Origin of the sequence: Jeotgalibacillus proteolyticus, from assembly GCF_050107735.1 — a bacterium.
GTDB classification, from domain to species: domain Bacteria; phylum Bacillota; class Bacilli; order Bacillales; family Jeotgalibacillaceae; genus Jeotgalibacillus; species Jeotgalibacillus proteolyticus_A.
On sequence record NZ_JBNILO010000009.1, the window covers coordinates 24,142 to 38,091 of the forward strand.

Consider the following 13,950-nt stretch of genomic DNA (forward strand, 5'->3'; position numbering starts at 1 on the left):
ACGGATGGTTTTGTTAGGAACACTGGTGAATGGTCTGCTGATCGTCCTTGGCACGCTCCTGGGGAAATTGCTCCATCGAATTCCGGAGCATATCAAAACAACCGTCATGTCCGCTATTGGACTGGCTGTTGTGGTGCTGGGACTTCAAATGGGGTTTCAAAGCAATAATTATTTAATTGTCATTATCAGCCTGGTCTTTGGTGCAATCGCTGGGGAGTGGATTGCACTTGATGAAAAGTTAAACGCGGTTGGACGCTGGATTGAAGCTCGGGTTGGATCAAAGGGTGATACAAGTATCTCACAGGGCTTTGTTACAGCAACCCTGATTTTTGTGATCGGAGCTATGGCCGTCATTGGGGCTCTTGACAGCGGCATACGCGGCGATCACCAGGTGCTGTATACCAAATCGATCATAGACGGCTTTACTTCAGTCATCCTTGCTTCCACGCTCGGAATCGGTGTTCTGTTTTCAGCAATCCCCGTCATTCTTTATCAGGGCTCCATTGCTTTATTTGCCACACAGATTGATCGGTTTGTGCCGGAAGTCCTGATGGAGAGCTTTATCTCAGAAATGACGGCAACCGGCGGAATCATGATTTTTGCGATTGGCTTAAACTTAATCGGGTTAACAAACATAAAGGTGGCAAATCTGCTGCCGGGCATTTTACTAGCAGCCCTTGCTGTAACGATTCAGTACGCTTATCAGTTATTCGTATAAAACCGGTTTATTTTCGATATAAAATGTTGGAATAGTGAATGGCATCCGTCATAATATTGGCCATTTCCGTCACAAGATACAAACGGGTATTTTGCAGCATGGTCAGCTCCATAAATCCTCCAACGTTTACAATTCCGACAAGATGGATGTCTCCAACGTCGGGAAGTTTTTTTTGAACACCTGCTCCGGGTCTGACGGGTCCATTGTTTATTTCGATAAAACCGACACTTTTCATCTGCCCGAGACAAGCGTCAATACCGACGATAAAAGATCCGGGATGGTTTTCGTGAATCATGTTCATGGTTTTTTCTAAATTCAATGCATGAACAGGTTCTTTCAGTGTCCCATAGACATAAAAGCCGGGAAGCCTTCTTTTTTCAAGAAGAGTGCCAATAAGCGGTCCCAATGCATCTCCTGTAGATCGGTCCGTTCCGATACAAACAAAAACGATAGGGTCTCCCTGAACAGGATAACGAAGCACCAGCTCTTTTGATAGATGATGAGCCGTTAACGGTTCATCCATATGGCTTCTATAGGCAGGCGGGAACAACGGCAGTGAACTTGGTTGAGTGGTCATTAAACTAGCTCCTTCACCAGAGGATATGAGTCACAAGTATTGCCAATTTCAGATAATAAAATACCTTTTCGTTCATTATATAATACAACTCGTTCTTTTTAAAGAACAAAATGTGTTATTATTTCTCATTTGAACCGGGACTTGTTAAGATAGATAAAAGTTTTGTACTTTAAAGAGGATGTGCAACGCGTGAACTCATTGAATTCATTTTGGCAGGATTTTTCAAACTATGTCTCTGATGAACAAATCTGGGTATCTCTTGGTCTAACGCTATTAAAAATTATTTTCATTATTTTAGTGGCCGGAATTGTTGTAAGACTGGCAAAAACACTGATTTTGAACATCTTTAAGGTGCGTTCAAAAGCGCCGCTCCATGTGTCTGAAAGAAGGGAAAAAACACTTCTTAAATTGCTTCAAAATGTTGTTTCATATGTAGTTTATTTTGTGGCGATTCTAGCTGTATTGTCTGCTATCAATATTGACGTCACAGGGTTAATTGCCGGAGCAGGGATATTAGGATTGGCAGTCGGCTTTGGCGCGCAGAATTTGGTGCGTGATATTATCACCGGGTTCTTCATTATCTTTGAAGATCAATTTTCAGTTGGAGATTACGTGAGAATTGGGCAGGCAGAAGGAATTGTCGAAGAAATCGGTCTTCGGACAACGAAAATTAAAAGCTGGACAGGCGAATTGCATATTTTTCCGAACGGCAGTGTAATTGAAGTCGTAAACTTTTCGATTCACAACAGTGTTGCTGTAGTGGATGTCAGTATTGCGTATGAAGAAGATATTGAACGGGCGGAAAAAGAACTGATGACGTTCCTCGATTCTTTGGAAGGAAAATATGAAGAAATAATATTGAAGCCTGAGCTGCTGGGCATCCAGACGCTGGGAGCTTCAGAGGTCGTGATGCGGGTGATTGCCGAAACAAAGCCTATGCAGCACTTCTTTGTGGCAAGAGCTTTGCGTAAGGATATTAAAAATCATCTGGACAAACTAGGCATTGAAATTCCATTTCCCCGCATGGTTATGTACTCGCGGGAGGAAGCAGCGCAAAAGGCAGTATCTAAAAATCAAGTACAAGGTGAATAGGAGGAACATGAGTTGGAGGAAAAAGATTACGGCCTGAATGATGTGGTGGAAATGAAAAAACAGCACCCGTGCGGTACGAACAGGTGGAAAATTATCCGCATGGGGATGGACATCCGCATAAAATGTGAAGGCTGCTCCCACAGTGTGATGATCCCTCGTAAAGAATTTTCAAGAAAAATTAAAAAAGTACTCGTAAAGCATGAAGAATAAATTTCTGGAGATTGGGACAAAACTCAAATAAGTTTAAAATAGAGGATCTATCTAGTAATAGTAGTAGGTGAACGGAGCGGAAGGTGGCGACTCCCTGCAGGACATGACGGTTGCTTGAGACTCCCAAAGCAACGCCTGAAGAGGGCTCAAGCGCCGTCCCTGCGGAAAGTGTCCGCCTGTAGAGAAGTGAACCGGTTGTAGAGCTTGAGACACATTTGTCCCAGGCTCTTTAACTATGCATCAGAAACTGTAAGGAAAGGGGACGTACTTGTTTTTTATTCACCCAAACTCTATAATTGTGTGAGGTTTAACTAGTAATCTGAATGTCTTTGGACGTTAAAATAGAAGATGAAATTGAGGAGTGAAGATATATGGCTCTTACAGCCGGAATCGTTGGGCTGCCGAACGTTGGTAAATCAACCTTATTTAATGCCATTACAAAAGCGGGGGCAGAGTCTGCCAATTATCCGTTTTGCACCATTGACCCTAATGTGGGAATTGTGGAAGTGCCGGATTCCCGTTTGACTAAATTAACAGAACTTGTGGATCCGAAAAAAACCGTTCCAACAGCCTTTGAGTTTACGGACATAGCAGGCATCGTAAAAGGAGCGAGTAAAGGAGAAGGGCTTGGCAACAAGTTTTTATCTCATATTCGGGAAGTGGATGCAATTGTACAGGTTGTCCGCTGTTTTGCAGATGACAACATCACACATGTATCAGGAAAAGTGGATCCAATCGATGATATAGACGTCATCAATCTTGAATTAATTCTGGCGGATCTTGAAGCCGTTGACAAAAGAATTGCGCGCGTTGGAAAAATGGCAAAGCAGAAAGATAAAGATTCCCTTGCAGAGTTAACCGTACTCGAACTCGTAAAGGAAGCGTTAGAAGAAAACAAACCTGCCCGTACTGTTGAGTTTACTGAAGATCAGCAGCGGATCGCCCGCCATCTTCACCTTTTAACAAGCAAACCGATGCTTTATGTATCAAATGTCGGAGAAGATGAAATCGCAGATCCTTCAGGCAACGAATACGTACAAAAGGTTCGCGAATTTGCAGCCAAGGACAATGCGGAAGTCATTGTGGTGTGTGCTAAAATTGAAGAAGAAATTGCAGAGCTTGATGATGATGAAAAAGCCATGTTTCTTCAGGAGCTTGGCATTGAAGAATCGGGTCTGGATCAATTAATCCGGGCTACGTACAATCTTCTTGGCCTTGCGACGTATTTTACAGCAGGTGTTCAGGAAGTGCGGGCATGGACATTCCGCCACGGCATGAAGGCACCTCAATGTGCAGGCGTGATTCACACTGATTTTGAGCGTGGATTTATCCGTGCCGAAACCGTTTCCTATGAAGATCTAATTCAAACAGGCTCCATGACAGCAGCAAAAGAAGCTGGAAAAGTCCGTTTGGAAGGAAAAGAATACATCGTAAAAGACGGAGATGTTATCCACTTCCGCTTTAACGTGTAGAACACAAAAGGCCAGGGGCTCATTTAGTTGAGCACTGGCTTTTTTATGGAAAAGAAAACCAAAATGCAGTGGACAATAAAACCAGCATTTGATAAACTGTCAGTAACTTGCAAAGCAAGCTACTTGATTCCGCTTGGTAACTTGCATAACAATATACTAACAGGAGATGATCAAACTGAATAAAAGCCAGATGCTTAAAGGGGTCCTTGAAGGATGCATCCTTGCTGTAATCGAAGAAAGACCTACATACGGCTACGAATTATACCTGCGATTAACAGATCAGGGGCTTCAAGCCGTGAGTGAGGGCTCCATTTACCCTGTTCTGCTCCGATTACAAAAAGAAGGCCTGATCGAAGGGACCTTTGTAAAATCAGCAAACGGTCCGAACAGAAAATATTATTCTTTGACTGACAAAGGAAAACAGGCCCTGAAGCACTTTAAACAGGAGTGGATCGTCCTATCCGATTCCGTCAGCCAAATTGTGTTAAACAAAGGGGGCAGAAGTGACGATGACCACCACCGCATTCATCGAGCTAAATAATAAACGGAGAAAAGAACTGACAGCTCAAAATGAAGCGTTCTATAAGGACATTATGCTGTATGTCAGAGGCAGCAATGTGGATCAGCGGGCTGGAGAAGAACTGCTGCTTGAACTGCTCGAGCATTTAATAGATGCGCAGGCCAGAGGGAAAAGAGCCGTGGAGGTGTTTGGCATTCATCCGGAGGAGTATTGCAAAAAGCTGGTCGATGCGCTGCCCAAGGCATCCATCAAAGAAAAAGCAGCTCTTTATGGATCCGTACTTTCCTTTGGCGGCATGTGGCTGTTCGGTTTGCTTGGTGCAGCCCAGCTTTTATGGCCCGAGCTTCAGCCCTCAATCGCAGTTTCACATATTGCTGCAGTTGTCCTGGTGATGCTCCTCCTGCCCGGAACCGTGCTTACCCTCCTGAAAAAGAGTCTGTTTTCAACTGAGAAATCACGCATGGAAAATATGATATGGGCGATCACCATCGGATTTACCTGGCTGGTACCCATTGCTATTATCTATTTCGTGCCAGCCACCTTAAAAATCGAAGGTTCATTCTTCCTGTATGGATCTGTTTTTGCGGGTCTTTTGCTCGTACACGTTCTATTAAAGAAATTCAAGTAACCAAGTGTGTCGAAAAGAAAAAGGAAATTTGGAAAATGCATTGTCTTTCCTCTCACAATATGATATACTTCTACATTGTGAGTAATATAATTATTATTCCTTGCATCCCAGCATTGGGAAGCCGCACAGACCATAAGGAGGTGAAACCGATGAGAAAGTACGAAATTACGTACATTATCCGCCCAAACGTGGACGATGAGCAAAAGAAAGCTGTAAATGAGCGTTTTGCGAATATCCTGACTTCTAACGGAGCGGAAATCATCGAATCAAAAGAGTGGGGTAAGCGTCGTTTAGCTTACGAAATCAACGAATATCGTGAAGGAATTTACCATATCGTCACATTGACTTCTGGTTCAGAAGCAATCAATGAATTTGACCGATTGGCTAAAATCAGTGAAGATATCGTTCGCCACATGACAGTTCGTCTAGACGAAGATAACTAATCGTAACGATAAAAGCTATCCAATGAGAGGGCTTTTGCCTGATCGGGGAAAAAGGAGTTGATTCTGATGATGAATCGAGTCGTGCTAGTGGGTCGATTAACGAAGGATCCAGATTTGCGCTACACGCCAAGCGGTGTGGCAGTTGCAACCTTTACACTCGCTGTAAATCGTCCATTTTCGAACCAGCAGGGAGATCGTGAAGCGGATTTTATCAATTGTGTTGTTTGGCGTCGTCCAGCGGAAAACGTTGCGAACTTTTTAAAAAAGGGCAGCCTTGCCGGTGTCGACGGTCGTGTGCAGACACGAAGCTATGATAACCAAGAAGGAAAGCGTGTGTATGTAACAGAAATTGTTGCAGAAAGCGTACAGTTCCTTGAACCGAAAAATGCATCTGGCGGACAGTCTGGTGGAAATTATGGAGGAGACCAGGGTTATCGCGGTAACCAGGGAAACCAAAATAATAATAACTTCGGTCAGAATCAACCTCGTGATAATAATCAGAACAACCAAAATTACACCCGGGTGGACAAGGATCCATTCTCAAATGATGGTCAGCCGATCGACATTTCAGATGATGATTTGCCATTCTAGGATGTAATCGTATAAAACCATAAAAAGAAGGAGGGGAATCTCATGGCAGGAGGACGCAGAGGCGGACGTCGTCGTAAAAAGGTGTGTTACTTTACTTCTAACAACATCACAAGCATCGACTACAAAGACGTAGATCTTCTAAGAAAGTTTATTTCTGAGCGTGGAAAAATTTTACCACGTCGTGTAACTGGAACAAGAGCGAAATATCAGCGTATGCTGACAATCGCAGTAAAACGTTCACGTACAATGGCATTACTACCATTCGTAACAGGTGAATAAGCAGTAAAAAAACCGTCGGATCCCTTTAGGATCTGACGGTTTTTTTGCCGTGTAGTTTATTTGTGTCGTAAATTAAAAAAAAATAGCTATGATTAACGATTTTTTACTAATAAAGATCAATATTTTATGAAAATAACCGATCAACTTGTATATACGATTACAACGCAGATCGGGGGATCCATATGAATCGAATCGTTAAATCAATAAAAACAAAACTGCTGGTCGTGACCACATTTGTTTTGTTCATCTCCTTTGTCTTTCTTTTAGGGGTGACCGGATGGCAGCTTCATGAAAGAACACAGAAGGATGTATTGGAACAAGCTGAGGGAATTGCAAAGGAGCTGAACAATTCCACGAACACCTTTTTAGGGCAATATGGCAGAAGCATTGGTCAGATTGCAGCTACTGAAACGGCCTTGAACTTTGCCCGTGGTGAAGAGGAAGGGGAAACGGAATTGGAGGACCTGATGCAGGATTATTTGGGCCTGTATAATGAGTCGAGTCAAATTTATGCCGCAGGAAATGATGGACAGCTGTTGATCGAACCTGATGCAGACTTGCCTGCGGATTTTGATGCCAGAACGCGCGATTGGTATAGCAATGCGATGGAGAATCAACAGGTGGTTCAATGGAGTGAGCCTTATTTGGATGAAGCGACCAGAACGTATATCATTACAGCTTCAACGGCAATGGTTTCGAATGAGGAAGTACTTGGGGTTGTAGGTGTTGATATAACATTGGCAAGCCTTTCAGAGAAAATGGCTCAGTCTCAAATTAGTTATGAAGGATATCCATTTGTTTTATCATCCGAAGGAATTGCGCTTATTCACCCTTCTCTTGAAGGAGAAAGTCTAATGGATTTTGAATTTATCCAGGAAATTTATAATAGCCAGGAGAGCAGCGGTTCTATTACATATGAGTTAAATGGTTCTGAGAAAATGTTAGTATACACGAGAGCAGAAGATACAGGATGGCTGATCGGAGTTGCATTTGATCAGGAAACCATCCAGAAAGAATCACAAACCGTGATCCTTATGCTTGCCTTGCTGGGACTGATCACGCTGGTCCTTTCCGGTTTTGTCATGTGGTTTATTGCGGGTCGGTTTACAAAGCCGATCCTGCAATTGCGGGAGACCGTCAGCCGAGTGGCAAAAGGTGATCTGACCGGGCGGGCTCAAGTAACAACAGGTGATGAGCTTGGTGAACTGTCGAATGAATTTAATTCCATGGTGGATTCAATGAGCGGCATTATAAAAGTAGTCAAAGGATCGGTGGAAGACGTAAGAAATTCTGCAGAAGGGCTGAGTGCAGTTGCAGAAGAAACCAATGCATCAGGAGAACAGGTTGCGGGGGCTGTATCGGATATTGCTGAAGGAGCAGCGCAATCTGCTGTGGAAGCAGACGAAGCAAATAAGCAGTCAGCCGGACTTGGCAGCCAAATCAATACGATTTCAGGGCAGGCTGAACACATGACCGTGACAGCTCAAGAAGCAGGGGAAATGAATCAAAAAGGCATCAGCCAAATGAAAAAATTACAGGAGTACCATGGAACATCTGCAGCATTTATTCAATCAATGGAAACCGTTATACAAGGGCTCGAGGTAAAAGTGCAGTCGATTGAAAAAGTCATGGCTACCATTACAGACATTTCTTCTCAAACGAATCTGCTGGCGCTGAATGCATCCATTGAGGCTGCAAGAGCCGGAGAACATGGAAAAGGATTTGCGGTTGTGGCAGAAGAAGTAAGAAAGCTTGCCGAGCAATCGGCCTCTGCAACAAATGAAGTAAAACAGACTATTGTGGCTATCCAGGAGAGCTCAACTCACGCTGTATCTGAAATGGGACGGACAAAAGAAACATTCTCCGATCAATCGGAAGTAGTTGAACAAACCCATGAAATGTTTAACCAGATGTCACATGTAATGAGCAGTATGGAAGCCTCCATTCTCACAATTTATGAAGAAATTAAGGAAGTTGCACACAGTAAAGATGCGGTAAGCAGGGTCATACAGGAAATGGCCGCTATGGCCGAGGAAACAGCAGCTTCCTGCGAGCAGGTGGCAGCCTCAACGGATGAACAGACAAGAGCCATTCAAACCGTTACAGCATCAGCTGAACGTCTAAGTGAACTTAGTGAGGAATTGAAGGATGCGGTCAATCGCTTCCATGTAGAATAAAGGAAGAGGCTCTTTTAACAGCATTTGTTAAGAGGGTCTTTTTCATCTTTACTCACCGTAAAATATGACAACTGTGTAGACATCCTTTTAAATAGTTGAATGGGCGGAGGATGACAGGTAGAATTAGCTTGATACGGTTTTAATGAACGTGTACAGGGAAAAAGACTGAGGTGACCCAATGAATGATTCACACGCCAGAAGGATAAAAGAAGGGGCTGTACTGACAGCGATTTTTGCAGTGCTCCTTTCAGTGACGGTTTATGTGCCTCCTTTAGGTTCCATTATCCAGTTAGTATTGGTTTTTCCATATATTATTTACAGCTCAAAGTATTCCTTTAAATCGTCCCTGTTGATGATTGCTGCAGGAATTGGTGCATCTGCAATTGTCGGCACGGCTGCTGCGATTCCTTTCGCCTTTGCGTTCAGTACAGCAGGTGTGCTGATGGGATGGATGATTAAAGAAAATAAAAGTAAATTACTTATTTTTATTTCATCTACCCTGATTTTTATATTTCACGTGCTTTTGTTTTATGTAGGCTCTATTCTTTTATTGGGAATCAATTTAATTGATGATTTGTTTAACGCCTTGAATGAGTTCTTCCAGGAATTTATTTCTCAAAGCGAGGCAGCGGGCGTCGATGTGGCAGATTTGTCAGAGCAGTGGACGGGCTATATAGGAACGCTTGAACTGCTGATGCCAACCTGGATTGTCGCCACTGTAGCAGTTTGGACATGGCTCATTCTGCTTATAAACTTTCCGCTTGCAAAAAGATTTTCTGTCAAGGTCCCGCGTTTTAACCCTTTTCATGAACTATCTTTTCCTAAAAGTGTGATATGGTATTATTTAATCGTTTTAATACTCGCGTTGGTAAGTGCGCCTGATGAGGGAACGACGTTTGCCTTTGCTCTGCTCAATCTGCAGGCAGGACTTGAGCTGATCATGCTGGTGCAGGGCCTCTCCTTTATTCACTTTTGGGGTCATTTAAAAGGCTGGGGAAAAGGACGGCTGATTCTGTTTACGATAATTGGCATGATGCTGAATCCGTTCACCCGGATACTAGGTATCATTGATTTAGGTTTTGACCTGCGTGAGCGTTTGAGATCAAACGGGAAATAACGGCAAAAAGTTTGCATATTGCGGAATTATGCCTATAATTATATCAATAATTAGGAAAATCAAGCGTACATTTCCCGTACAGCTTGATAAAATCATTTAAACGGAATCATCCGTTTTGGGAGCTGAAAGCATGCCAACTTATTTTCAACATCGGGTAATGCGAAGATTGTTAATCGGGCTTTCGGTTTCATTAGTACTTTTAGTAGTGGCATTTGCCTTTTTCAACTGGTGGATTACATTTATCGGGCTTCTTGTGATTGCCCCTCTGCTATGGTTCTCATTTTCCTATGAGAAACGCTTTTTTGAAGACACCGAGCAATATATTTCAACCCTGTCCTACCGCATTAAGAGGGTAGGAGAAGAAGCGCTGATGGAAATGCCTGTAGGAATTCTTTTATTTAACGATGACTTTTATGTGGAGTGGGCAAACCCCTATCTCTCTTCCTTTATTGAGGATGGACCTATGATCGGCCGTTCATTATATGATGTGGCAGATGTTTTGATTCCTGTCATTAAAAGGGAAGGGAATACGGAAGAAACGGTCTCCTGGAGCGGGCGTATTTTTCGTGTCGTTCACAAGCAGGATGAGAAGCTGCTCTACTTTTTTGATGTTACTGAGCAATCCCAGGTCGAAGAGCAGTTTGAAGCAGACCGGACCGTTTTGGCTGTTATTTTCCTGGACAACTATGATGAGCTGACACAGGGGATGGACGATTCGGCCCGCAGCAATATCAACAACTCTGTTACCACTCTGCTGAACACCTGGGCCAACGAGCATCATATCTACGTGAAAAGAATTTCCTCAGATCGTTTTATCGCAGTGATGAACGAAAACATTTTGCGTGAGCTTGAGCAGGAAAAATTCACGATTTTAGATTCAATCCGTGAAATGACGTCAAAACAAAATGTGCCGTTAACCTTGAGCATTGGAATAGGCTCCGGCGCCGAGAGCTTGCCTGAGCTTGGACTTCAGGCGCAATCAAGCCTTGACCTTGCACTTGGAAGGGGAGGCGACCAGGTGGCCATTAAGCAGCAAAATGGCAAGGTTAAATTCTTCGGGGGAAAAACCAACCCGATGGAAAAGCGCACCCGGGTGAGAGCACGCGTAATTTCTCACGCGCTTCGTGAACTGATTCTTGGAAGCGACCAGGTCATTGTGATGGGACATAAACGACCCGATATGGACGCGATCGGGGCCTCTATCGGCATTCGGAAAATTGCTCAAATGAATGATCGTGAGGGCTATGTAGCTGTAGATTTTTCACAAATCGACAGCGGGGTGAAACGGTTAATGGATGAGATCAAAGGAAAACCCGATCTCTTTTCCCATATGATCACTCCCGAAGAAGCGCTTGAAATGGCAACAGAAGATACGCTTCTTGTTATTGTGGACACACATAAGCCAAGTCTGGTTATTGAAGAACGGCTGCTGAATAAAGTGGAGAAAGTGGTCGTCATTGACCATCATAGACGCGGAGAAGAGTTTATACAAAATCCTCTGCTGGTTTATATGGAGCCATACGCTTCCTCCACCGCAGAGCTAGTTACGGAGCTGCTTGATTATCAGCCGAAGCATGAGAAGATCACGATGCTTGAGGCCACGGCACTGCTTGCCGGAATTATCGTTGATACTAAAAGCTTTACCCTCCGGACAGGATCAAGAACATTTGATGCAGCCTCTTATCTAAGAACGCTTGGAGCAGATACGGTACTCGTGCAGCAATTTTTAAGAGAAGATGTGACTACCTATGTAGAGCGGGCCAAGTTAGTGGAAACCGTCGAGTTCTTCAAGCATGGCATGGCTATTGCCACAGGAGAAGAAGATCGGGTCCACGACTCTGTCATCATTGCGCAGGCAGCGGATACGCTGCTGTCAATGGAGGATGTAGCGGCATCGTTTGTAGTAGCGATGAGAGAAGAAAATGTGGTTGGCATCTCCGCCAGATCGCTCGGTACAGTGAACGTACAGCTGATCATGGAGCGGCTTGAAGGCGGAGGACATTTAACCAATGCAGCGACACAGCTGTATGACACCACCATTGATGAAGCCGTTGAGCAATTAAAAACGGCCATTAACGAACATATTGAAGGGAGTTCTGAAGAATGAAAGTCATTTTCTTGAAGGATGTAAAAGGAAAAGGGAAAAAAGGCGAAGTGAAAAACGTGGCAGATGGCTACGCACATAACTATCTGCTTAAAAACAAACTTGCTGTTGAAGCAAATGCAGGCACGGTGAACCAGCTTGATGCCCAGAAAAAGAAACAGGAAAAGGCTCAGGAAGAAGAGCTTCAACAGGCTGAAGAACTGAAAGAAACACTTGAAAAGCTGACGGTTGAACTGACAGCAAAATCGGGTGAAGGCGGCCGTTTATTTGGTTCGATTACCTCAAAACAAATAGCAGAAGAGCTTAAAAAGCGTCATCAAATCAAAATTGACAAACGTAAAATTGAAATGAATGATGCTATTCGCGCACTTGGCTTCACCAATGTTCCGGTTAAAGTGCATAACGATGTGACTGCCACACTGAAAGTGCATGTGGCAGAGGAAAAATAAGGAGACCTCACGAAAAAGGTCGAATTCATGCTATACTAAGAAAAAAATGTGATCAGGTCTGATCACATTTTTTTTGATCAAAACCCTTTTTAAAAAAGAGGGAGGGGACAGAAAAAGATGAATGAACAATATGCGGATCGCATTCCGCCTCAAAATATAGAAGCAGAGCAAGCCGTCATTGGAGCTATTTTTCTTGAGCCTCAGGTGCTGATTTCTGCTGCAGAAATCTTAATGCCCGAGGATTTTTACAGAAGCTCGCATCAGAAAATCTTTGAAGTGATGATGAGTTTAAGTGATAAGGGAAAAGCCATCGATTTAATCACCGTAACTGAGGAGCTATCTGCTGCAAAAGAGCTTGAAGATGTAGGAGGAGTTTCCTATTTAAGCGATGTGGCAGCTTCTGTACCGACAGCAGCGAACCTCGAATACTACGCCCGCATAGTGGAAGAAAAATCACTCCTGAGACGCCTGATCCGTACAGCAACCACCATCGCCCAGGACGGCTACGCAAGAGAAGATGAAGTGGAAAATCTTCTCGGGGAAGCTGAACGCAGCATTATGGAAGTCGCGAACCGGAAAAATACGAGTGCGTTTCATTCCATGAAGGACGTACTCGTCAGAACCTATGACAATATTGAGATCCTTAACAGTCAAAAAGGCGATGTCACAGGAATTGCTACGGGCTTTAACGAACTTGACCGCATGACAGCCGGTTTTCAGCGCAATGATTTAATTATCGTAGCAGCGCGTCCATCTGTAGGTAAAACCGCCTTTGCACTGAATATTGCGCAAAATGTCGCGACTAAAACGGGAGAAAACGTCGCGATCTTCAGCCTTGAGATGGGTGCTGAACAGCTTGTTATGCGTATGCTTTGTGCAGAAGGGAATATTAACGCACAAAACCTGCGGACAGGCGCGCTTACAGATGAAGACTGGCGCAAGCTCACCATGGCGATGGGATCTCTGTCGAATGCAGGAATATACATCGACGATACACCAGGCGTCCGGGTGCAGGATATTCGTGCGAAATGCCGCCGCTTAAAACAAGAGCACGGACTGGGCATGATTTTGATTGACTATATGCAGTTAATTCACGGAAACGGCAAGCCTGGTGAAAATCGTCAGCAGGAGGTTTCTGAAATCTCCCGTTCCTTAAAAGGATTGGCCAGGGAACTTGAAGTGCCGGTAATCGCACTATCTCAGCTTTCGCGTGGAGTCGAAACACGTCAGGACAAACGCCCTATGATGTCCGACCTTCGTGAATCAGGAAGTATTGAGCAGGATGCGGATATCGTTGCTTTCCTTTATCGTGATGACTACTATGATAAAGAAAGTGAAAATCAAAACACCATTGAAATCATCATAGCCAAGCAGCGTAACGGCCCCGTCGGCACAGTTTCTCTTGCTTTTATCAAGGAATACAACAAATTCGTCAACCTTGAACGAAGGCTGGATGATTCCGGTTTACCAGCGTAAAGGGGCCAGGCCCCTTTAACGGTTTAAAGCACCACTTGAAAGCAAATTACACGAATATATAGAACCAATTATTCATTATTGTTCGTCTTTTTATTGA

General features: G+C 43.8%; 15 protein-coding genes. 14 read left to right on the top strand and 1 reads right to left on the bottom strand.

What is annotated here, in order from left to right:
- The first annotated feature begins 4 nt into the window (after positions 1 to 4).
- Positions 5 to 718 (top strand): DUF554 domain-containing protein, encoded by a 714-nt coding sequence (locus ACQCT8_RS13835; protein WP_426871989.1) that lies wholly within the window; start codon positions 5 to 7, stop codon positions 716 to 718.
- 7 nt (positions 719 to 725) lie between these two features.
- Here ACQCT8_RS13835 and yyaC read toward each other — a convergent pair whose 3' ends face one another.
- Positions 726 to 1,295 (bottom strand): spore protease YyaC, encoded by a 570-nt coding sequence (yyaC, locus tag ACQCT8_RS13840; RefSeq protein ID WP_426871990.1) that lies wholly within the window; start codon positions 1,293 to 1,295, stop codon positions 726 to 728.
- 189 nt (positions 1,296 to 1,484) lie between these two features.
- On the opposite strand from yyaC, the gene ACQCT8_RS13845 reads away from it, so the two are divergent.
- The 13 genes from ACQCT8_RS13845 (at position 1,485) to dnaB (ending at position 13,853) form a co-directional block, all read left to right on the top strand.
- Complete coding sequence (locus ACQCT8_RS13845; RefSeq protein WP_426871991.1) at positions 1,485 to 2,387, top strand: mechanosensitive ion channel family protein; 903 nt, start codon at positions 1,485 to 1,487, stop codon at positions 2,385 to 2,387.
- Between the two features lie 12 nt (positions 2,388 to 2,399).
- The gene (locus tag ACQCT8_RS13850; RefSeq protein WP_278242549.1) at positions 2,400 to 2,597 is read left to right on the top strand and encodes a DUF951 domain-containing protein; all 198 of its coding nucleotides are present in this window, start codon (positions 2,400 to 2,402) and stop codon (positions 2,595 to 2,597) included.
- 371 nt (positions 2,598 to 2,968) lie between these two features.
- Complete coding sequence (gene ychF, locus ACQCT8_RS13855) at positions 2,969 to 4,069, top strand: redox-regulated ATPase YchF (RefSeq protein WP_278242550.1); 1,101 nt, start codon at positions 2,969 to 2,971, stop codon at positions 4,067 to 4,069.
- A 166-nt stretch (positions 4,070 to 4,235) separates the two neighbouring features.
- Positions 4,236 to 4,610, top strand: a complete 375-nt coding sequence (locus ACQCT8_RS13860) for a PadR family transcriptional regulator (protein ID WP_426871992.1) — start codon at positions 4,236 to 4,238, stop codon at positions 4,608 to 4,610.
- A complete protein-coding gene (locus tag ACQCT8_RS13865) occupies positions 4,579 to 5,217 on the top strand; it encodes a DUF1129 family protein (protein ID WP_426871993.1) in 639 nt (212 codons plus the stop codon). Before ACQCT8_RS13860 ends, ACQCT8_RS13865 begins: the two co-directional genes overlap by 32 nt.
- Before the next feature lie 149 nt (positions 5,218 to 5,366).
- Entirely contained in the window at positions 5,367 to 5,660 is a 294-nt protein-coding gene (gene rpsF / locus ACQCT8_RS13870) for a 30S ribosomal protein S6 (RefSeq protein ID WP_426871994.1), read from the top strand.
- 66 nt (positions 5,661 to 5,726) lie between these two features.
- The gene (ssb, locus tag ACQCT8_RS13875) at positions 5,727 to 6,251 is read left to right on the top strand and encodes a single-stranded DNA-binding protein (RefSeq protein WP_278242554.1); all 525 of its coding nucleotides are present in this window, start codon (positions 5,727 to 5,729) and stop codon (positions 6,249 to 6,251) included.
- Positions 6,252 to 6,293: 42 nt separating this feature from the next.
- Positions 6,294 to 6,530 (top strand): 30S ribosomal protein S18, encoded by a 237-nt coding sequence (rpsR, locus tag ACQCT8_RS13880; RefSeq protein WP_041054323.1) that lies wholly within the window; start codon positions 6,294 to 6,296, stop codon positions 6,528 to 6,530.
- Between the two features lie 182 nt (positions 6,531 to 6,712).
- Complete coding sequence (locus ACQCT8_RS13885; protein ID WP_426871995.1) at positions 6,713 to 8,707, top strand: methyl-accepting chemotaxis protein; 1,995 nt, start codon at positions 6,713 to 6,715, stop codon at positions 8,705 to 8,707.
- A 178-nt stretch (positions 8,708 to 8,885) separates the two neighbouring features.
- Positions 8,886 to 9,824 (top strand): YybS family protein, encoded by a 939-nt coding sequence (locus ACQCT8_RS13890; RefSeq protein WP_426871996.1) that lies wholly within the window; start codon positions 8,886 to 8,888, stop codon positions 9,822 to 9,824.
- 130 nt (positions 9,825 to 9,954) lie between these two features.
- On the top strand, positions 9,955 to 11,931 hold the full coding sequence (locus tag ACQCT8_RS13895) for a DHH family phosphoesterase (protein ID WP_426871997.1): 1,977 nt from the start codon (positions 9,955 to 9,957) through the stop codon (positions 11,929 to 11,931).
- Positions 11,928 to 12,377 carry a 50S ribosomal protein L9 gene (gene rplI, locus ACQCT8_RS13900; RefSeq protein WP_426871998.1) on the top strand — a complete coding sequence of 150 codons (450 nt, stop codon included), beginning with the start codon at positions 11,928 to 11,930 and terminating at the stop codon, positions 12,375 to 12,377. Before ACQCT8_RS13895 ends, rplI begins: the two co-directional genes overlap by 4 nt.
- Positions 12,378 to 12,494: 117 nt before the next feature.
- Entirely contained in the window at positions 12,495 to 13,853 is a 1,359-nt protein-coding gene (dnaB, locus tag ACQCT8_RS13905) for a replicative DNA helicase (protein WP_278242559.1), read from the top strand.
- Positions 13,854 to 13,950: the final 97 nt, after the last annotated feature.

What these genes read in the sequence shown, in the direction of transcription:
- ACQCT8_RS13835 (WP_426871989.1), top strand. Translation starts at nt 5, where the DNA reads ATGGTTTTGTTAGGAACACTGGTGAATGGTCTGCTGATCGTCCTTGGC.
- yyaC (WP_426871990.1), bottom strand. Translation starts at nt 1,295, where the DNA reads ATGACCACTCAACCAAGTTCACTGCCGTTGTTCCCGCCTGCCTATAGA.
- ychF (WP_278242550.1), top strand. Translation starts at nt 2,969, where the DNA reads ATGGCTCTTACAGCCGGAATCGTTGGGCTGCCGAACGTTGGTAAATCA.
- ACQCT8_RS13860 (WP_426871992.1), top strand. Translation starts at nt 4,236, where the DNA reads ATGATCAAACTGAATAAAAGCCAGATGCTTAAAGGGGTCCTTGAAGGA.
- ACQCT8_RS13865 (WP_426871993.1), top strand. Translation starts at nt 4,579, where the DNA reads ATGACCACCACCGCATTCATCGAGCTAAATAATAAACGGAGAAAAGAA.
- rpsF (WP_426871994.1), top strand. Translation starts at nt 5,367, where the DNA reads ATGAGAAAGTACGAAATTACGTACATTATCCGCCCAAACGTGGACGAT.
- ssb (WP_278242554.1), top strand. Translation starts at nt 5,727, where the DNA reads ATGATGAATCGAGTCGTGCTAGTGGGTCGATTAACGAAGGATCCAGAT.
- rpsR (WP_041054323.1), top strand. Translation starts at nt 6,294, where the DNA reads ATGGCAGGAGGACGCAGAGGCGGACGTCGTCGTAAAAAGGTGTGTTAC.
- ACQCT8_RS13885 (WP_426871995.1), top strand. Translation starts at nt 6,713, where the DNA reads ATGAATCGAATCGTTAAATCAATAAAAACAAAACTGCTGGTCGTGACC.
- ACQCT8_RS13890 (WP_426871996.1), top strand. Translation starts at nt 8,886, where the DNA reads ATGAATGATTCACACGCCAGAAGGATAAAAGAAGGGGCTGTACTGACA.
- ACQCT8_RS13895 (WP_426871997.1), top strand. Translation starts at nt 9,955, where the DNA reads ATGCCAACTTATTTTCAACATCGGGTAATGCGAAGATTGTTAATCGGG.
- rplI (WP_426871998.1), top strand. Translation starts at nt 11,928, where the DNA reads ATGAAAGTCATTTTCTTGAAGGATGTAAAAGGAAAAGGGAAAAAAGGC.
- dnaB (WP_278242559.1), top strand. Translation starts at nt 12,495, where the DNA reads ATGAATGAACAATATGCGGATCGCATTCCGCCTCAAAATATAGAAGCA.